This window comes from Cerasicoccus arenae, from assembly GCF_014651635.1.
Classification (GTDB): domain Bacteria; phylum Verrucomicrobiota; class Verrucomicrobiia; order Opitutales; family Cerasicoccaceae; genus Cerasicoccus; species Cerasicoccus arenae.
On record NZ_BMXG01000015.1, the window covers coordinates 77,406 to 96,636 of the forward strand.

Consider the following 19,231-nt stretch of genomic DNA (forward strand, 5'->3'; position numbering starts at 1 on the left):
CCGTAAATCCTGTCGCTACGCCCTGCTGGGCTATAAACCTTTAAATTGTAACCTCCTAACTCCCTCCCCATGTCTGTCATTAAGATCAGCGATCTCCGCTACGCGTTTGGTCACGGTGAAACGCAACAGACGGTGCTGCACGGGATCACGGCCGACTTTACGCAGGGTGAGATCACCATCATCGCCGGACCTTCTGGCTCAGGTAAGACGACACTCCTCAAGCTGGTTGCCGGGTTGCGGACGATTCAGGAGGGGAGTATCGAGATCGATGGCCAGCGAATAGAGACTGCGAAACAGCGCGAACTCGTCGCGGTGCGGCGAAATATTGGCTTCATCTTCCAAAGCCATCATTTGATCAGTTCATTGAGCGTCGTCCAAAACGTAATGATGCCGCTGACTTTTGATTCCAAGATGACGCCCGGCAAGGCCCGTCAGCGTGCATTGGATATTCTAGGGGAGGTTGACTTGAGCGACCACGTCCACAAGCGACCAGAGCAGCTTTCCGGCGGGCAGAAGCAGCGTGTGGCTATCGCCCGAGCGTTGGTGCACCAACCAGCAATTATTTTGGCTGATGAGCCTACCGCATCGCTAGACGGCCCAACAGGGCGAGAAATCGTTAGCCACTTGCAGCGTCTATCCAAGGAGTTCGGCAACACCATCGTCATGGTCACCCATGATAACCGCATCTTGGATGTAGCTGATCGGCTAGTAACGCTTGTGGACGGTAAGCTGAGCGATCACGCACCCACGTTGGGTGAGGATTTCTGAGCGCGCCGCCTTCGCCATTCAAAGCAGGTAAGGGCGATCATCAGTGCGCCGCCCATAATGTAGGTTGACGGTTCGGGGACTGGGACCGGGACGCAGTTGATCATATCGGGTGCCGTGGCGTAGAGGAAGTTGCCGGGGGTCAGGGTGTTACCATTGAGCTGGGCTTGGTAAAAGCCGACGCCTTGCACGCCGTAATCTCCATAAAACCGCACCTGTTGCGCCTTTGAGTTACTAATGTTGAGCACCTGGAACGAGTCACCGCTGGTCCAGTTCATCACAGTCAGCATTTTGCCGCTGGCAAACGCACCTGCGCCTTGAAAGTTTAAGCTATTCGCGCCAGCACCCGATCCGAAGTCGACCATGGAGTTCACGCTGAGCGATAGGTTGTTGAGCCCTTCAGAAAAGCCTTGGAGATTAAATATGCCGCCCATGGCGTTCAGGTTATGGTTGCCGATAACATTCGAGGATTTGAGCAACAGCGTGCCGCACTTCAAGTCGATGCCCCCGTTATGGGAGGCGTTGCCGCCGATGTAAACCTTGGCACCGTAGTCCACCGTCAACTTGTTGGAATTGAAGGTGGAGTTAAAATGCGCCACACTGAAGTTCGTCACTAGCGTCCCGGAATTATTGACGGAGGTGTTTTGGTGAAAAGTGGTGGTGCTGCCGCCATCAATGATGAGTTCTTCCGCCGAATTGAAGGCCACGCGGACGTCATTCACACCGCTGTTCGAGAACTGCCAGCGCACACTGTTGACGTTGACGTTGCCAGTGAACTCGGTGTTGCCCTGCCCCGTGAACACCATCTGTTGTACTTGCGTGAAGTCCGTGGAGGCTGAGAAGAGTAGTTTACCCGTTCCGGTTTCGAAGGTGAGGGCAGAACCGTGAAACTTAACTGCGCCGTTGGTGCTAAATGTCTGAGTGTTGGCGGTGTTGTTGTAAATTGCATACGTGGTGCTACCGACCGTGAAACCGTAAACATCCAGCGGGCTATTGCCGGAGATGTTGAAGGCTCCGCTATTGGGCTGGAAATAAAAACCAGCCAAGCGAATATTTGGGCTGCTGATATTTGGGCTGCTTCCGGTAACATTGAAGTTCCAAACATCATTTTCCGCAGCTGATCCGGTAAAGTCTGGCTTGTTATTGCCCACCCAGCTAGATGCGGCGTTGATATTGGTGCTGGTGCCTTTCCAATAAAAATCTTCAGCATGTAGCGTCGACAGACCGATCAAACTGATCATGGCTGCAATGACTGCTATGACTGCTATTCTTACTGTTCTCATATGCTTACCCACTATTCCCCTTAAACTAGAGGGCTATATCGGTATATTTCGCGGATATTAAGGGGTATTGGTCAATATGAATGAAAGTATCTATCTGCCTTTTATACTGGAGAGCCAGTAGTGCACCGATTTTTGCTTGAGCTTGTAAGTTTGAACGTGGTGTGTCATTCTTGGGATTATGGATATTAAATCGGGCAATAGTCTCCTTTTCCTCGGCGCAGTGATCGGCGTATTCTGTCTGTCAGGATGTTCTCGTAGTCAGCCAGTTGCGGATCAGGTTGTCTTGGCCGCGGAGCAGACCGAACGCGGTTTAGTGGGTTATGAAGTCGTTGATTATGAATACCCTATACGCGTTCCAGGCACGAATCGTTTCGTTACAATGCAAACCAAGAAACCACTCGATAATCCGCCGACTTATGATGACTACCTCGCTTGGCAAGCAGCGCAGTAGATCTGCATGGAGGAGGTAAAATCAACCGGGTCAGAAACCCGTGGGCGTCGGCCATTGGCCATTATTTTTCTGTTCGGATTCGCTTATGCGGCGTTTTATTGCTTGTGGTATGCGGGCACGCCGATGGGTGCCCACCCAGTGCTTGATGGTAAAGAAAACCTCCAGCTCGCTTGGGGGATTGCCGACGGAATATTAGCGAATGAGCCCTTTTACCGCGCCCCGGTATATCCGCTGGCGATTTCACTTGGGATGGGGCTTGGGTTGCCGGAATTTCTTTGGCCAGACTTTGCTCGGTTGATTAACCTTGTGGCTTGGCTGACGTCCCTGTGGCTCGTTAGTCGCTTGGCGATGGAGCTGTGGTGCAATGAGCGTGCGGCACTTTTGGCGACCGGAGTGTGGGCTCTGTATCCGGTAGGGCTATTTTTCTTGGGAGATCCGTTGGACATCACGCTAAGCATTGCTCTGCTATTGGGCGGACTCGACCGGGCGACGGCGTTTTTGCGTACTGCGAGCCCGCAATCCGCGTTGGCGACGGGTTTCTTATTAGCTTTGGCGGCTTTGACTCGGCCGCAAATGTGGTCCGTCGCCTTGGCAATTCCGATAATTCTAGCTGTTTTGGCGATTTCCTTCCATCGTCAGGGCGATGTGGACATTATCCAGCCGGGCGAAAAACCGCTCAAGCCCCCCCCTCGTTGGCCAGTTGTGCTAACGTTGGTCGGCCTGGCTCTGCCCTCCATGATGATGGGGGCTTTCAATAAAAAGGTGTCGGGCGAGTTCGTTATCATGCCGACGCAGGGGCCGTTCAATCTTTGGGCGGCCAATAAACCTGGTGCTCATGGTAAATATTTTGCGCAGGAAATTGAAGTCTATCAGAACGATGAGCATGAGAACCCGGCTCGGGTTGAATCTATTTATCATTATCGCAAGGATAGAGGGGCGGATGCTTCCATGGACTGGAATGAACTCAATGACTACTGGCGTCAACGTACACGCGAAATGATTATTGCGGATCCGGTGGGCTTTCTTGGTCGATTGGCGCGGAAGGGCTACTATTTGCTCAATAACTACGAGCAGTACAACAACAAAACGTATTTTGTGCACAAGGCGTTGTCGCCACAGTTGCGATTCAATTTCCTTGGCTGGGGGCTGTTGCTCACGACCACGGCACCGTTACTAATTTGGGGGCGTAAAAACCCACTGCTGCTCATGTTAATCCTCGGTACGGCGGTAGCTTACGCAGCAGGTCTGATCCTGACCTATGTGAGCGCACGGTTTCGCTTACCGCTGGCACCGATGTTGGCTGTGATTGTTGGGGGCTGGGCAACGTTACCTTGGCGAGAACTCGGCCGGAAACGTCTTGTCGGGGGGGGGGGGCTCATGCTTCTTGTTGGTGTGTTGAGCTTCAGTTCTCTGTTTGCTGTTCGTGAACCGAAAACAGAGATTCAGGACTATCTGCTACTCGGCTACGCTGCGCTGGAAGCTGGCCAAGATCACGATGCGATCCAATGGGCGGAGCGCGCCATTACCGAGGATTACTCTCGCTTGGCCGCCCGAGAATTACGAGTCGTGGCCCAGTATAATTTAAGCCTTGCGCAGTTGATCGAGAAGGGCAGTCGTCCGAGCGGTTTGGAGTTGGAGGCACAATTAAACGCCGCCCAACAATTGTCGAATTATTCGCCACGTGTAAATTACATCACTGGAGTTTATGAATGGTGGCATGGTGATTCTGATGCCGCGCGTCAACGTTGGCTGATGTTGGTAAATCAGCCTAATTCGGTGGCGCAAAGCTCACTCACTGGACTCATTATGACAGGACCTTTGACGACTGAGGCAAGTGCAGCACTGGCGCGTATTCCCGAGACCGTCCGTCAGAATACGCTGGAAGTTGCGCTGGCTCATGCGCAGAAGAAGCCGTTGAATGATGCAGGCTACGAAATCCTGAAGCAGCTTGAGGCCGTTTACGCTGCTCCATAAGCTGGCATTACAGTGATTGCCGTATGTCGGGCGTTACTGTGGAGGTTTCATTGGGGGCGGGAGTTCCGCCCAATTGGTTTTCCAGGAAATATTGTTGGCAGGAAAATTCATCTTCTGGTTTGGTGCGGCGAATCGACGAATAGGCTCCGTTGGACTTGAGTACCTTGGCGTTGGTGTCCTTCAAATAGGGGGGGATGATTTCCTTGATCAAGCGGGCTTTAAGCTCCGGGTCGAGGATTGGGAAAACACATTCGATACGGCGGAAGAAATTGCGTGCCATCCAGTCGGCGCTGCCAATGAAGACTTCGGGCTCATGATCGCCGTTCTCAAAGTAAAAGATACGGCTATGCTCAAGAAAACGGCCAACTAGGCTGCGTACGCGGATATTCTCGCTCATACCTGCAACACCGGGCACCAAGCTGCAAATACCACGAATGATTAGATCGATTTCGACTCCGGCCCGCGAGGCGGTGTAGAGGTTGTTGATCGTTTCTTTTTCGATCAGGCTGTTACATTTTGCAATGATGCGCGCGGGCTTGCCAGCTTTGGCATTACGGACTTCGCGTCTAATGCGTTTCTGGATTTCTGAGTGTAGATTGAAGGGCGCGATGAGCAGGTGCTTAAACTGCGGAGAACGCGAAAATCCGGTCAATGTATTAAAGAGATCGGCGATTTCACTGGTCAGCTTCTGATGAGCAGTAAAGAGGCTTAGGTCCGTGTAAATTTTCGCGGTCTTGGGATTGTAATTTCCAGTGCCTAGATGTGCGTAGCGGCGCAGTCCCTTGCCTTCACGGCGGACAATCAAGCAGCACTTACAGTGCGTTTTCAGGTGGACGAGGCCATAGACGACATGCACTCCGACTTCTTCCAATTCGCGGGCCCACTGGATATTGTTGGCCTCGTCAAAGCGCGCCTTCAGTTCGACGAGGGCTGTGACTTGCTTACCGTTTTGACAGGCGAGCTTGAGGGCTTCGATGATGGGCGAGTCGCCACTTGTACGGTATAGGGTCTGCTTGATCGCAAAGACTTTAGGGTCTCGCGCGGCTTGGTTAAGGAAGTCCACAACCGGGTTAAATGAATCAAATGGGTGGTGCAGCAGATGATCGCGCGCCCGAATGTTCTCGAAAATATCGGAGGATGCGCTGAGCTGGGCGGGGACGAAGGCCTGAAGTGGCTTGTCCTTAAGATCCTGCCGCTCAATCATAGAGTAGACACTCATTAAGCGCATCTGATTGATCGGTCCATCAATGCGGAATACGTAGTCTGACGGAATTTGGTTGGCGCTGAGTAGGCTATCGAGAATTTCTTCCTCCACGTCGTGTTCGATCTCCAGGCGGACGGGGTCTCCCTTGCGCTTTTTATTTAGCTCTTCCTCAATTTTGGTCAGTAGGTTTTCGACCTCTTCCTCGTCGATGTAGAGATCACTGTTGCGCGTAATGCGGAAGGCCCAAGCGCCCTTCATTTTGTAGCCTGGAAAGAGCTTCTCATCGAACATCTTGATCAGGTCGCTGAGGAAGATATAAGACTGATCCGTTTCGAAACCCAGATCGATATGTACCACGCGGGGGAGAATGCGGGGGACGGGGATGACGGCCACTCGAGTCTCCCGATTACCGCGGCCCGGTTCAGCCAGTTTGACCAAGATATTCAGTGACTTGTTGATGAGCTGCGGAAAAGGATGGGAGGGATCGATGCCCATCGGTGTGAGCACTGGATAAACCTGCTCGTCGAAGTACTTTCGGGCCCAGGCAAACTCTCGGCGAGACAGTTCTTGCCGGTTTTTAAAAACAATGCCTTGGCGCTTCAGGAGAGGCATTATCTGTTCGCGCCAGCATTTATACTGGTCCTTAACCAGCGACGATGAAATCGCGTGGATGCGGCGGAGTTGCTCTTTGGGGCCGAGACCGTCAATGCCCACTTCGACCACGCCCGATTCCACCTGTTGTGTCAGTCCCGCTACGCGAATTTCAAAAAATTCGTCCAAGTTCGAGCTGACAATGGACAGAAATTTGACGCGCTCCAAAAGTGGCTGCTGTTCGCTTTGAGCGAGGTCGAGAACTCGTCGGTTAAATGCGAGCCAGCTAAGTTCCCGATTAAAATAGGCGAGTTTCTTGGTGTTCTTGGCTTTGCGTTGCGGAGACATGGATGGAAACTTAATAGCTTCGTCGACAGGCAGTTCTCTGCCAAGGCAAAAAGTAATTGCCCGGCATGCATTGGATTAATAAAAATGCGTCGAGAGATGAATCATCGACGCATTTGCATTTCACTTCCAGTCAATCACGAGAGTTATAATTCTGGTAACGAAAATGAATCGTCCGTGCGCTCGATCCACTCTGCCAACTCGGTTTGAAGCCTTTGTCTTACTTTCCCGTAGATGCTGTTAAAGGCGAGATTGGCCAGTTCGTAAGGGTCTTCATTGAGGTTAAACAGCATCCAGGGCTGCCCCTCAAGAGCCACGTATTTCCAACCATCGCGTGTGACAATACCGCGCCAACGGCGGTCAATGCTGTTGGCATGTCCAGTTGGCTCGACGAGTTGTAGGTAGGCAGAGTTCGGGTAATTGGGAGTCGCCTTGTCCTTGATACGTTCGGCGGAATAATCCGTGCCAGCCATCCAGTCGGGTACGTCGATACCGCACAGGCCAAGTGACGTTGGGGCGAGGTCAACATGGTTGACTGGATTGTCGCGGCACCCGACCTTGTTGTCGTAGTAGGGTTTGGAGCCGCCGATGATACAGGGGACGCGGATCGATTCTTCCCAAGGCGAAGTCTTGAGTAATTGGCCGTGCGAACCGTGCATGTCGCCGTGGTCGGAGAAGAAAATGATGTGCGTGTCGTCAGCGATGCCAAGTTCGTCTAGAGCAGTTCGGATACGGCCCAAATTCCAGTCGAGATTTTCGATCATCGCGTAATAGCCAGCTAGGTCACGTTGGGCGCGTTCGCGGATCGCAGGATTGGGCGGCACGTTGGGGCGCAGCTCGATGTGGGCTGGCGTGTGGCGGCCCATCCAGTCCTCAGTTGTGGTATAGGGATTGTGTGGCGGCTGGACGGAGAGTACGGAGAAAAATGGTCGTTCGCCACTCGCGCGTTTGCGAATGTCGTCGATGAAAAGCTCAGTCATCGCGTCGGTTTCATAACCCGGCAAGCGGTAGTGAAAGGCGTCGTCGCCTTCACCGCCATGGACCCAGCAATCGAATTGCGCGTTGTTGTTTTCATAGCCGCACCAAGTCTTAAAACCGCCACGTCGCTCCGGCGGGATGATGTGCATTGCCGCACGGCCCTCGCGCTCATGAAATCCATCGAGATGCCATTTTCCGAAGTAGGCCGTGTCGTAGCCAGCTTCATTAAAAGCCGTTGCCACGGTTGGCATTTCGGGCGGCAATTGGCGTTCGTGCCCAGGGACGGCTTGGTGAGGATAGCGCCCGCTGATCAGTGAGCCGCGATACGGGCAACAAAGCGGGCAACCGCCCACTGCTTGATCAAATACTACGCCTTCAGCCGCAAGACGATCAATGTTGGGTGTGTGTAAATTGGGGTCACCACGGAATCCGAGCGCCTGGCCTCGATGTTGGTCTCCGAAAATCCAGATGATGTTTGAGCGAGATGTAGTCATGTACACAGTCTTGCAAGCCTAGTCGTTAATCGTCAACATTGTCGTGCAGGATGTTGGCCTGCACCCCTACGATCTCGCTAGCTGCCCGATCGGTTGCGACAGCGACAAAATCTTCGATCAATCTCATCTGCTTGTGTTTACTCAGACGACTTTTGCGTTCATACATTTCGGTAGCTTATAGCGGATTTTTTATAGCTTAGCTACTTCAGCCCCTAATTTTATATATAGTAGAACACACAGATAAGATGAAGGTTAGGCGAGATAAAGAAGAATTTGAACAAGCTCAACGTGAATTGTTTCAGTAGCAGATGATTACAAATCTGGGTATCCTTCCTCTCCAATAAAGCGACCTTTCCGGTCAATGGGCGGGGCAATGATCGACGGGGCTTACCACGAACGGTGGGTGTTCCTAGGAGCCGAAAAAGCTGTCAATAAATTCCGCATATGTGCCCATGTTAGGGTCGTTGTTGACTAGCTGATCCGGGTCGCGGATTGGGCGGTAGCCAGAGGTCGAAAACGGCTGATTTGGGATCGTTTCTGCGGCCAGAGATTCGTCGTAGTGGAATGGCCCGGGCGCACCGTTATAGGTCGCGTTGTAGGCGAGGATCGCGCCGTAGGTGGCTCCCTTAGCCCCGCCACCGTTAGACGTAAAGATGGCCTCCGGCGCATAGATGGCACCAGTAAAATCGACATTGCCATTGAGCGTGATTCTCTGGCGGTCGGCATCAAGCATGGTGTCAGCATCAAATTCCTGGGTGGCGTATATCTTTAAATTTTGGGGGCGCCCGAGATTGTTGATTGAAGCCGAGCCGCTTACTGTGAAATTGCCCGCGAAGTAAATGGTGACCTCGGCGTTGGCGTGGATCGTGGGGTTGCCGCTAACCTTAAAGTCGCCATCGGCCACGATCACCGTTGGCCCGATGAAGGTGACGTCACCTAAGTCGATGTTTTCTGTTATATGATAATAGAGCGGCGCAATTTCGCTCCCGCCGATAGTTGTGCCAGTAATTGATTCGATGATAGGCGTAACCGGATCAATGACGGGCTTTTTTGCCCAAGCAACTGCGCACAGAACGACCCCAAGGAAGATCATTAAGATCGCCGTGATGCGTCCAGGCTGGTTGTCATATTTTGGGTTCATGGATTATTGGGTGGGAAAAATGGATTAAAAGTGACTTCTCCAGATCGTGGCATCGCTAGTGTCCGGCACGGTGATAACGGGAAATTCTGCACTGAATCCATCGGCAACTCCTCCGGTGATCTGTCTGGCTTTACTGTAGTCCACGTTGACAGCATCCTCAGCGCCAGTAAGGACTTGGCCGCGAATATCAGTCTGCGGTCCGAATGATACTTTGATGGTTTCTTCGTCCGAAGTCGTTGCGGCCGTGGCATTTTCGCGCAGCATATTGGTCGGGGGCAGGCCATAGGTGCCGTATGATGAATCGTAACTATCCAGCAGGCTATTGTAATTGAGCTCATTTTTAACCACGAGGCCACGAAAGGGTGGGCTGAGTTCGGCGGTAAAGGAAATGATGCGGGTGGCAGAGTTGCCAGTGCGGGTGTCCTTGACATCGGCTTTGCTGTAAACCGCATATTGGTGGCTATCCGCGTCGGGGTTGGGCTTGGAAACGACGACGCGAATTACAGCCCGCTGCTCACCAGCATAGACATCGTCTGCGGGCTTTTCTCCCTCTTTGGGCAACCGGATTTCCCGGGCCCAGTAGTTGTCGCCATAGAAATCTTCGCCCACATCCCAGCCGTCAGCATACCAGGCTGAATCATCAAAGCGGTTATTGTTGAGTGACCACATAACCTCGTCTGCCCCGGCCTCGGCTGCGGAGTAGGCCATGTTGTAGAGACGATTCTGGACGCTGGCTTCGTAATCATTCACCACCATGGGCATTAGCGAGCCCAGAATAATGAACACAAACATGGAAAACAGGAAGGCCGCAATCAAAGCCGAGCCGCGCTTTCGGTAGAAAGCGGTCAGTCGGGGGATGAATTGCTGCATGGCTTGCATCGGTCTAGTTGCGCGAGGCCACGCGTGTATTTAACGTTTTCTCATACTGATGCCCTCCAGCCTTGCGCTCAGAAGTTAAAGTCAGGTCAAAGCTGGACGACCCACCCACGCGGTTGACATCGAAATCGGTTACCCCTGTGAGCAGTCGTATGCTCTTGCTTGCCAGCACGATGCCCTGGTCGGAATACTCGGCGTAAACGCGGCGCAGTACATCATCCTCACCAATGGAGTAGATTACCTCGGTGCGGCTAGGCGTGACGCCAGCCGCATTCTCTAGAGAGGGCAGTGAAATGGTGATGGTGGGTAGCTCGTCCGCATCGGCCTCCTTCTCGTCGGGGACTTCGATGACAATGGAGCTCAGGCCGCGAAAATCGTCGGTGATCAGATTGATAGCGTAGCGAAATTCTCGGTCCAGATCGGCCTGAGTGGCCAGGCTGTAATGGATTTTGCCGAAGCGGATCATTGCCGTGAAGGCGATGACAAAGACCACCGAGGCCAAGCTCGCGGCGATGAGGAGCTCCACCAAGGAAAAGCCAGAGTGGGGTGCAATGGACGCTGGACGACGGTTACGCACTGATTCCGTATTGGGTGATGAATGTGACGACGCGGGCATGCTGGGCTTTGCCGGTGGAGTCCGTCCAAAATACCTCAAGCACGACCAGTAGTTGATCCTCGCGGCTTTCGCGCTCGCTTACGCGCATTCGGGAGGATAACCGGGGGTCGAAAATGGTGGTCTTGAAGGCATCGCCATCCTTGAGGGAAATCGCTTCATCCCAGTTCAATGCGCGGATGCGCTCCATCTCCGAGATCAGAATTTCGTTCGCTGTCACATTGAGACGGCTGTTTTCGGAGGCCCGCATGGCGGGTTTTAGCGCAACGAAAGCAGAGCCCATCACCATGGCCACCAAGGACATAGCGACCATAACCTCTACCAGCGTCATGCCGGAACAGGGCCAACTGGCTCTAGTGCGATAGTTCATAACTTCTTAACTCTCATCGGGTAAACCGACCAAATCTTAAAGAGATTCCCGGCGCAGTGCAAGATCGCACTGATAGAAGAATATTAAAAAGCGACGCCCCTCGGAAAGCGTCACTTGTTGAAAATAGTATGTTGGAGCTTGTTAGAACTGAGAGAAGAAGTTGGCGTAATCGCCATAACTTGAATTCCCCTGAAAGTTATCGTTCGCTTTGATTATGCCATAGTCCTCCATGATCATGGCCTCGTCGCCCAGGGCCATGTCCTTCAGTGCTTCGTCGTAGTTGAGCCCGTTAAAAGATTTGTTTTCACTCCCTTGCCCTTTGTTGGTGATCGTCTTGCCGATCGCCGCGCCCAGGATGCCAGAAGTGCCGTGGATGAGTATATCCGCGTCCGGGGCGTAAATCACGCCAGATACACCGGCATTCCCACCAACGTCGATTGCTTGGCCGTCACCTCCGGTGCCATAGATGATCAAGCTGGATGGCGGGGCCAGGGTGTTCAGTTCGCCGTTACCGCGCAGGTTGATGTCACCCTTCACGTACATGATCAGCGAAGAGTTAAGGCCAATTTGCATTTCGCTATTTTTGAAGTCGAATCCTCCATCGGCTACAATAACCGCGTGTCCATTGATCACCACATCGCTACCCAAGGTATAGTTGGAATCGAAATGGTAAACCGTTGGATTCTGCGAGTCACTCGACGCATCGACGACCTTACCGGATTTTTTTGAGACTTTGTCGACCGTGTCAGTAGCGGTGTCGACGCCGCCCCCGACAACATCGCCAGTGATGCCACCACCACTGTTTCCATTACCATTACCATTACCGTTTCCATTGCCGTTACTGGATGACGTCGTAGTCGTGGTGGTGGTCGTGGTCGATCCACCACTGTTCCCCTTGCCATTGCCATTACCATTTCCGTTACCTGCATACATGGGCAGAGCAAAGGCAAACGCGCCAGTGAAAGCCAGAGTGTGAATCAGATGTGAGAGTTGGTTGATTTTCATGGCGTAATGTGGAAAATTATTAAACTTGTTAGAAGGATGTTGGGCCATTGTTACCCGAAGCAGAAGGATGCTCGATGGACGGAAAGGACGCTGTGTAATTACTCGTCTGGTTCAGAACCGTACCACTGTAGGACACGGCATCACTGAAGACACTCGCTCCGGTGATGACTGTTCCAATTTGAAATGCAGATACATTGGCCGGTGTTTTTTGATTGGAATTGGCGAGCTGCACGGAGTTGCTGCTCGTGCTCAGAGAGCCGACCACGCCATTACTGTCACGGTCGGCCAATGCCTCCGCGATGGTGGGGAAATTATCGGTATTGGTGGCGCTTACTGTCGTGCCGCTGCCTAGGTCAAGGGTGTCTTCGGACACGAATCCGACGAAGGGCTTTAGCATATTGGTATCTACCTGGACAATCTGGTTGATGTAATCATTGCCCTTTTCATCAATAATAATGCCCTGAGCGACGACTTCCATGCTTTCCCCCCTGACGGGTTCCTTGATTGCGACCTTGGCGTAACCGGTGTAAGTGCCGCCCAGACTGACGTTGGGGAAATAAACGCGGCGGACGTAATATGTCTCTCCATCGGCCCCTGTGATGGCTTTCCAGTCAGCATCGGCCTTCCAGGCGTCCACATCCCAACCATTCTGATAGGCCGACCAGATGGCTTCCTCGCCTCCTGCTTCCGCTAGGGCGAATGCAGATGAGAGGAGGCGGTTGCGCACCGAAGTCCGATAGTCGGTTAAGTAACTGGGCAACACGGTGCCCAGCATCATAAAGGCGACCATGGCAAAAATGATGGCGGCGATCAGCATTGAGCCGGAGCCCGATTGGTACAGATTCAGTTTTTTCATGCTAATTCCTCATGCGAAAGGTCATTGCGCGATCGAGGGTGATGTCGCGGTCGCCCACGTGTTTGCTGAAAACAATGTCGTAGCTGACATCGTTGTTGGATTTCGAAGCTGTAAACGTGGTCACATTGTCCAACATCGTGCGGTCCGCATTGGTGTCTTCGGCTCGCAGGAGTCGTTTGTTACTGGCGTCATAAGTGTAGTGGATCATTGTAGGCGTACCGCTGGCCATGGTCAGAGTGACAACATTTCCGTTGACCGTGGCGTTGGCGGCCACACGGGTGTCGGTTGCGATGGTCTGGAGCGTGACCCGCATCTGTCGGTCAAATTCAGAACGTGCCGCCATGCTCAAGTTCGTCTTGGTGAACTGGATAAACATCGCAGTGGCTCCCGTGAGCACAAAGGTAGCGATCGTAACGGCGATTATCAACTCCACCAAGGTGAAGCCGGGCGCTTTACGATGCGGTGACGCCACTTTTTGTGACAATGGTGACAATGTTGGCGTCATGTGATTTTCCTTTGGAGTCGTTCCATTGAACAGAGAGTAATACTTCTACTTGGTCAGAACGGCTGTTGCGCGCGGTAATCGAGACAATGCCGGAAAGGCGTGGATCTGGCGAAATGCTCGTAAACTTCGTCGAGTCACTCGTCTTCTGATTGGCCTCGTAGGCCTGTTTGAGCGTTTCGATCTCGGCCCATTTTAGGGTCCGTATGTACTCCAGCTCGGATTCCAGAAAATACTGCGCGTCCCCGTTCAGTCGGGCATTTTCAGAGGCCCGAAAACCAATCGAAAGCGTCGCCATCGTGGAGAGGAATATCATCGCGATGATCATCATCCCAATCATCAGCTCAATGAGCGTAATGCCAGCGTGCTCGGGCCGCGATGTCTGCCTTGTTTTCACAGTTTCAGAGTATACTATGGATCGGCCAAAAACAATAGAGGCCATTAGGATGGTTCATGGCCCCGTATCTCTAGGGCCATCTGGCATCACTAATGTGGTGGATTGAGTGAAAATATCTGGCCTGTACCAACATATTCCCCTACTACAACTGACTCTTGAGCCCCCATTGTGTCGGTAATATCAGCAAAATGAAACGACTGGATATTTACAACAGACGCTAAATGCACCTATCGTTTCCGGTGACTAAACTTCACTAGGACTACCGCTAACATCCCAGTCTAATGGGCTATGGTCAGCCGTTCCAAATACTTCTTGGTCAGTAACTAAGAGCGAAACCCCATGACAAATTAGGGCTCATTGAGTGGCCAATTGGCTCTTATTTTCGTTGCTTGATTTATGGTATAGTGAGTCGTGAAAATGACATTGGCTCACTCCCATTCCACTCGGGTTCCAAGCGCACATCGGGGGACAACGATTTTGGAGGTATTGATCGCGATGATGATCATGGGGCTAGTGATGGGTTCCTCCGTGGTTAGTATGGGCTACGGCTTTACCCGTATTGAAAACGCACGGCACGCTACCCGAATCTCCCAAATATTGCAGACTGAGATGGAAACCCTCCGCTCAATGAGCTGGGAAGAGGTTGAAGCACTGGTCCTCACTGAAGGCAAAGCCAGCAAGTTCACGGTTCACTTTGAAGGAGACGAAGACCGTATCCGCGACTTGGTTGCCACGCGGATGATTGTTGATACGAAGACGAACATGAAACAGATCACACTCACGGCCACATGGAAAGATTCCAAACATACCAGCCATGATCTGTCTTATGCCACATGGTATGGAAAGGAGGGCCTCAGTGATTACTATACACGCGTCTTCTAGCCGCCGAGGCTTCAGCCTCGTGGAAGTGATGATCGCAACTACCATGATGGGGTTTCTCATGGCAGGTATAACGAGCACTTTGATCTTCATGCTGCGTAGCTCGGTCTCCCTAGGCAATTATGCCGAGATGAACCGAGACGGCTCATATTTCCTGGAAAAATTTGGCCGCGAAATTCGGATGGCCTCCCAAGTCAATAGTATCAGCCGCACCGCATTCATTGTGGTGGTTGCTAATGCGTCAGGTGACGAAACAGTGGAATACGCCTACTTGTCCGCGCCAGGTCAGTTGATCCGTACCTCCCTGACCAGTGGCACCAAAGAGGTATTGCTGGATAACATCAGCACGCTGGACATCGGCTACTACAACATTTTGGGAGGCAAAACGTCTAACATCAATGAAGTGAAGGCTGTGCAACTGCGCATCGATCTTATCCGTGTGAACGTCAAGAATGACAACTCGGATCACATTATTTCTGCCCGGTTCAATATGCGCAACCGCATTATCACCAACTAGGTTCCATCATGAGACGCACTTTTCCTGAACGTCGCGGCTCTGCCCTGATGCTGGCCGTGATCCTGTCGGCGATTGTCGCCGTCATTTCCGCCTCCTACCTGAAAATGGCGACTCACGAGTCCAAGTTCTCCTATACGTCCTTCCTGCGTAACGGTGCGCTAAACCTTGCCGAAGCCGGGGCTGAGGAAGCAATCTGGGCGCTCAATAACGACGACATTTCCTCGTGGGCCACCTCAGCAAGTGGCGACTTCATTTACAAGAAAGCAGTGGGCTTTGATTACGACCAAGCCAAGAGCACCTCGATCCAGATGATCATTGAAGACCCGACCGGTGATCCCACCATCACTGCCCGCGGCGTTCTGACGCTCCCCGATGGTCGGATAATGGACAAAATACTCCGCATCGAATTGGTCCCCCGCCAGGTCGCTCCCAACGGACTCACCGCCAAGGACACCATCACCTTTTCGGGTGGCAACGTGGGCTTCGACGCCTACGACTCCCAATCAACCGACATTATCGGGAGCGTGGAAGACGAGGGAACAGTCGCCACCACTAGCATTGTCAACGATGCGGCGAACATCTCCAACAGCGACGTGATGGGCGGTGTGGCAACTGGAGGTGGCACGGTTAATATGGGCCCGAACGCCCGCGTGTTTGACGCCGGTGACGTCAACGACTACGGCTCACCAGCTCTGATCCCCAGCGGCTACGTCAACCCGGAACTGGTTACCAATGACTTCCGAGCGGATTTTCCTGCAATCGACGCTCCCTCCGGTGGAACATTCATTCCAGTCATTAGCAGCAACACCACCTTGAGCAGCGGCACTTACATTGTTGACTCGATTACTCTCACGGGCAGCAAGAGATTAAACATCGACGGCGATGTGACTTTGGTGGTGAAGGGCGATGTCAAAGTGTCGGGCTCCAGTGCCGCCATCAATATAAACCAGTCCACCGGCAAACTAAAGATGTATATCGATGGCAATATGGCGGTGGCTGGAAACGGCATTGTCAACGTGGCTGGCACTTATAACCCCACGCCTAATGGCACATTTGGCGTAACGCCCTCTACGACCGGCGCTTATCCCAAGCCGGAGAGCTTGATCATCTATGGCACTGGGGACAGCAGCCAGAGTTTTTCCTACAGCGGTAATGCAGCTCTGGCCGGAGTCATCTACGCGCCCAACGCTGCGGTCTCGCTCAATGGCGGTGGTTCCGGCGGTGAATTGCTAGGTGCCATTGTCGCCAACACCATCAAGGTTACTGGCAACTATGGTTTCCATTACGACATCCAACTTAAAAATCTGTTCTTTGAGGAGGACTCCTATCGCATGGAAAGCTGGAACGAGCTCACCACCGAAGCAGACAAGACCAAGTATCGGAACGAATTTGCTGCTCTGTAAATTGGGCCATTTGATGCGCACGCACGCTTGCTTGAATGCGATTGCCTAATTTAGTCTGACGCCGAATGAATCCCGGCATCAGTATTTGGAATCGCCTGCTCGGCGTCATGGTGGTCATGCTGGCCATAATTGGTGTACTCCTGCTTTGGCAGTCTCGATCGGATTGGGCCGCCTCAGAAAAGCTGCTCCGGTCCGTCGCTGCCAGTCGCCATGTCTCGCTCTATAGCACCAGTCGAATGATTTCCCGTTCTCTGGAATCGTTTGCCTACGAGTACAGTCGTGACACGCTACAAGGTCTTCCCGCCAACGATGACATCGTCCATGCTGCCCGTGACGCTAAAGTGGATTTCTTTGCTGTCCTGCGCCCCGACCTAAGCGTTGCTTTCGCCCGCGAGTTCAAAAATAAACTAGCGCCGGAAGCCCTGATCCCTTCGCCGAGCATTCTCCGGTATCTGGCCAACGAAGGCGAAGACGCGCTGTTTTTCTCCACCTCTGTAGGCGGTGGGCCGCTGCAATGTGCCTTTGCCCCCTTGAAGTCGGACAACGACCAACCGACGGGCTACCTGATCTGCGGACGCTACTGGGACCGCGTTTACATGACATCTCTCGGCGAATCGACTGGGGCAACGTTGCAGGCCTTTCCGGTCACCGAGATTAATGCTCATCCCCCCGGCTTCATTAACAGTAGTCGCGAATATCGCGCCACCGAGGTCGGCCTCGGTGCCATGGGCCAGCCCGTTTTTGCTTACACCGCCACATTCGATCTCAGCGCCGAGCAGGTCATTTTGAGGCAACGTCGGGAGGCGATGAACCGCATCGCTTTTGGCGTGCTGGGCATCCTCGTCCTGTTTTTTGCTGTGCTCTGGAAGTGGCTCGCCTATCCGGTGCGTCTGGTATCTGAGGCACTGGAAAAGGACGACCCCACGGTCCTAAAGCCCATCCTCAACGAGGATTACGATTGGTCCCGCATTGCCCAGCGGCTTACCGAATCCACCGAGGCTCGGCTTGAGCTGACCCGCGAAGTGCATCGCCAACAAGAGCAGGCCCGCATCCAGGAAGAGACTGCTCTCGTGCGCGAAACCCTTGCTCGCGACCTCCACGACGGGGTCATCCAGAGCGTTTACGCGGTCGGGCTCCAGCTAGAGCGCGCCAACGCAATGGCCCAGCGTGACCCCGCTAAAACGATGGACCGCATCAACGATTGCAAGGACACCCTCAATAGCATTATCCGCGAGCTGCGCGGCTTCATCAAGGGCCTCACGCCCGCTCCACTCCAGGGCCAGAGCCTGCATAATGCGCTGGAGCAGCTCGTCATTCACGCGCGTAAGAGCACGGATACGGCCATCGATATCCGCATTAATCCCGGAGCCTGCCTCGCTCTAACAACCGCCCAGGCGCTTCATATTTACCAGCTCTCGCGGGAACTGCTCAGCAACGCGATCCGCCACGCCGAGGCGAAAAATATTGTCCTCAGGCTTTCCCACGAGCCCGATGCTGTCGAGCTAAGTATCGTGGATGACGGCGTCGGGTTTGACCACGAAGACCTGCGCCTAGAGGGCCGTGGTCTGGCAAACATTCAAGATCGTGCTCGACAAATGAGCGCATATGTTAAAATTATGTCACGCCCCTCAACCGGAACACGCGTTCATATAAAAGTGCCGATAATAGATAAACCATGATGACATCCGTTACACCCACGACAATTATTATTGTTGAAGATCACGAAGTGGTGCGTATCGGATTACGCCAGCTTATCGAAGACAATGAGGATTTTGAAATCCTTGGTGAAGCTGGCAATTGCCGAGATGCCTTGCAGCTTTATGATCAGGTCAAGCCTGACCTTGTCCTGCTTGATCTCATGCTACCTGATGGCAATGGTGTGGAACTCTGCAGCCGCATGCGTGCCTCCGATCACCAGGCCCGCATTCTCGTCTTAACCTCATGTGAGGACGACCGCTGCATTTTTGAAGCCTTTGCACAAGGCATCGACGGCTACATTCTGAAGAATATCAACGGCGCTGCCATCATTTCCGCCCTTCAGGATGTTGCGATCGGTAAGAGCATTTTGGATCCGTCAGTCACCCAGCACGTGGTCAACCATATGCGTGACTCCCACCAGAGTAAGCAGGAAGATTTGGTGCATAGCCTATCCGCCCAAGAGCGACGGGTGCTTGAGCAAGTCGCCAAAGGCCTGACCAACAAAGAAGTCGCCGTGGCTCTTAATCTCAGCGAAAAGACCGTCAAGAACTACTTCAGCAACGTGCTCAGCAAGCTCTACGCATCCCGTCGCACCGAAGCCGCTGCCCTCTACTGGAGCTTCGTCCGCCGACAGGATGGCTACCCATTCGGTCGTTGATCGGGACATTGAAAAGGCAGACAGCTTCGCCTTGATTTGCTCCAACTGGACGATTAGCCCAGTTCATTTCGTCTTCGTTTCTGGCGGTTTCTTTCTGCGCCCTAGTTATGCCGTGCTAAATGGCCTTATCGCGTCCATACTTAATTGCCTATAGTCCCAAGGACTTATAAAACAGATAATCCATGCTGACGCGCTTGCCTGAATGTAAAACAAAGCGCTAAATAGACACAT

The 19,231-nt window shown here is 52.9% G+C and carries 19 protein-coding genes; 8 read left to right on the plus strand and 11 right to left on the minus strand.

The features are described from left to right. Window positions 1–69 precede the first annotated feature (69 nt). Window positions 70–768, plus strand: coding sequence for an ABC transporter ATP-binding protein (locus IE065_RS12370; protein ID WP_189515526.1), 699 nt, complete (start codon window positions 70–72; stop codon window positions 766–768). On the opposite strand, the gene IE065_RS12375 is transcribed toward IE065_RS12370, so the two are convergent. Next, window positions 738–2,006, minus strand: a complete 1,269-nt coding sequence (locus IE065_RS12375) for a hypothetical protein (protein WP_189515528.1) — start codon at window positions 2,004–2,006, stop codon at window positions 738–740. The two genes, IE065_RS12370 and IE065_RS12375, sit on opposite strands and share 31 nt — an antisense overlap. A 220-nt stretch (window positions 2,007–2,226) precedes the next feature. On the opposite strand from IE065_RS12375, the gene IE065_RS12380 reads away from it, so the two are divergent. Together IE065_RS12380 and IE065_RS12385 are read left to right on the plus strand one after the other, a co-directional pair. Next, on the plus strand, window positions 2,227–2,499 hold the full coding sequence (locus IE065_RS12380) for a hypothetical protein (protein ID WP_189515530.1): 273 nt from the start codon (window positions 2,227–2,229) through the stop codon (window positions 2,497–2,499). A gap of 6 nt (window positions 2,500–2,505) precedes the next feature. Further along, on the plus strand, window positions 2,506–4,473 hold the full coding sequence (locus IE065_RS12385) for a hypothetical protein (protein WP_189515532.1): 1,968 nt from the start codon (window positions 2,506–2,508) through the stop codon (window positions 4,471–4,473). Between the two features lie 7 nt (window positions 4,474–4,480). On the opposite strand, the gene ppk1 is transcribed toward IE065_RS12385, so the two are convergent. From ppk1 to IE065_RS12435, 10 genes are all read right to left on the minus strand, one after another. Further along, window positions 4,481–6,616, minus strand: a complete 2,136-nt coding sequence (gene ppk1, locus IE065_RS12390) for a polyphosphate kinase 1 (RefSeq protein WP_189515534.1) — start codon at window positions 6,614–6,616, stop codon at window positions 4,481–4,483. Between the two features lie 143 nt (window positions 6,617–6,759). Further along, entirely contained in the window at window positions 6,760–8,085 is a 1,326-nt protein-coding gene (locus tag IE065_RS12395) for a sulfatase family protein (protein ID WP_189515536.1), read from the minus strand. A gap of 409 nt (window positions 8,086–8,494) precedes the next feature. Continuing rightward, window positions 8,495–9,226 carry a DUF7305 domain-containing protein gene (locus tag IE065_RS12400; RefSeq protein ID WP_189515538.1) on the minus strand — a complete coding sequence of 244 codons (732 nt, stop codon included), beginning with the start codon at window positions 9,224–9,226 and terminating at the stop codon, window positions 8,495–8,497. A gap of 24 nt (window positions 9,227–9,250) precedes the next feature. Then, window positions 9,251–10,096 (minus strand): hypothetical protein, encoded by an 846-nt coding sequence (locus IE065_RS12405; protein WP_189515540.1) that lies wholly within the window; start codon window positions 10,094–10,096, stop codon window positions 9,251–9,253. Window positions 10,097–10,109: 13 nt separating this feature from the next. Then, window positions 10,110–10,679: a PilW family protein gene (locus tag IE065_RS12410; RefSeq protein ID WP_189515542.1), complete on the minus strand. Its 570-nt coding sequence runs from the start codon at window positions 10,677–10,679 to the stop codon at window positions 10,110–10,112. After that, complete coding sequence (locus IE065_RS12415) at window positions 10,672–11,085, minus strand: PulJ/GspJ family protein (protein WP_189515544.1); 414 nt, start codon at window positions 11,083–11,085, stop codon at window positions 10,672–10,674. Before IE065_RS12415 ends, IE065_RS12410 begins: the two co-directional genes overlap by 8 nt. Window positions 11,086–11,226: 141 nt before the next feature. Then, window positions 11,227–12,090 carry a DUF7305 domain-containing protein gene (locus tag IE065_RS12420; protein WP_189515546.1) on the minus strand — a complete coding sequence of 288 codons (864 nt, stop codon included), beginning with the start codon at window positions 12,088–12,090 and terminating at the stop codon, window positions 11,227–11,229. A gap of 28 nt (window positions 12,091–12,118) precedes the next feature. After that, complete coding sequence (locus tag IE065_RS12425) at window positions 12,119–12,946, minus strand: hypothetical protein (protein ID WP_189515547.1); 828 nt, start codon at window positions 12,944–12,946, stop codon at window positions 12,119–12,121. Between the two features lies 1 nt (window position 12,947). Beyond that, window positions 12,948–13,418, minus strand: a complete 471-nt coding sequence (locus tag IE065_RS12430; protein ID WP_189515549.1) for a PulJ/GspJ family protein — start codon at window positions 13,416–13,418, stop codon at window positions 12,948–12,950. Then, entirely contained in the window at window positions 13,399–13,845 is a 447-nt protein-coding gene (locus IE065_RS12435) for a prepilin-type N-terminal cleavage/methylation domain-containing protein (RefSeq protein WP_189515551.1), read from the minus strand. The genes IE065_RS12430 and IE065_RS12435 overlap by 20 nt, the downstream gene beginning before the upstream one ends. A 417-nt stretch (window positions 13,846–14,262) precedes the next feature. On the opposite strand from IE065_RS12435, the gene IE065_RS12440 reads away from it, so the two are divergent. The 5 genes from IE065_RS12440 (at window position 14,263) to IE065_RS12460 (ending at window position 19,000) form a co-directional block, all read left to right on the plus strand. Further along, window positions 14,263–14,727, plus strand: a complete 465-nt coding sequence (locus tag IE065_RS12440) for a type IV pilus modification PilV family protein (protein WP_484484290.1) — start codon at window positions 14,263–14,265, stop codon at window positions 14,725–14,727. Then, entirely contained in the window at window positions 14,684–15,241 is a 558-nt protein-coding gene (locus IE065_RS12445) for a PilW family protein (protein ID WP_267908194.1), read from the plus strand. Before IE065_RS12440 ends, IE065_RS12445 begins: the two co-directional genes overlap by 44 nt. A gap of 8 nt (window positions 15,242–15,249) precedes the next feature. After that, a complete protein-coding gene (locus IE065_RS12450) occupies window positions 15,250–16,644 on the plus strand; it encodes a DUF7305 domain-containing protein (RefSeq protein ID WP_189515557.1) in 1,395 nt (464 codons plus the stop codon). Window positions 16,645–16,709: 65 nt separating this feature from the next. After that, window positions 16,710–18,323: a sensor histidine kinase gene (locus IE065_RS12455; protein ID WP_189515559.1), complete on the plus strand. Its 1,614-nt coding sequence runs from the start codon at window positions 16,710–16,712 to the stop codon at window positions 18,321–18,323. Then, window positions 18,320–19,000 (plus strand): response regulator, encoded by a 681-nt coding sequence (locus IE065_RS12460; protein ID WP_189515561.1) that lies wholly within the window; start codon window positions 18,320–18,322, stop codon window positions 18,998–19,000. The genes IE065_RS12455 and IE065_RS12460 overlap by 4 nt, the downstream gene beginning before the upstream one ends. Window positions 19,001–19,231: the final 231 nt, after the last annotated feature.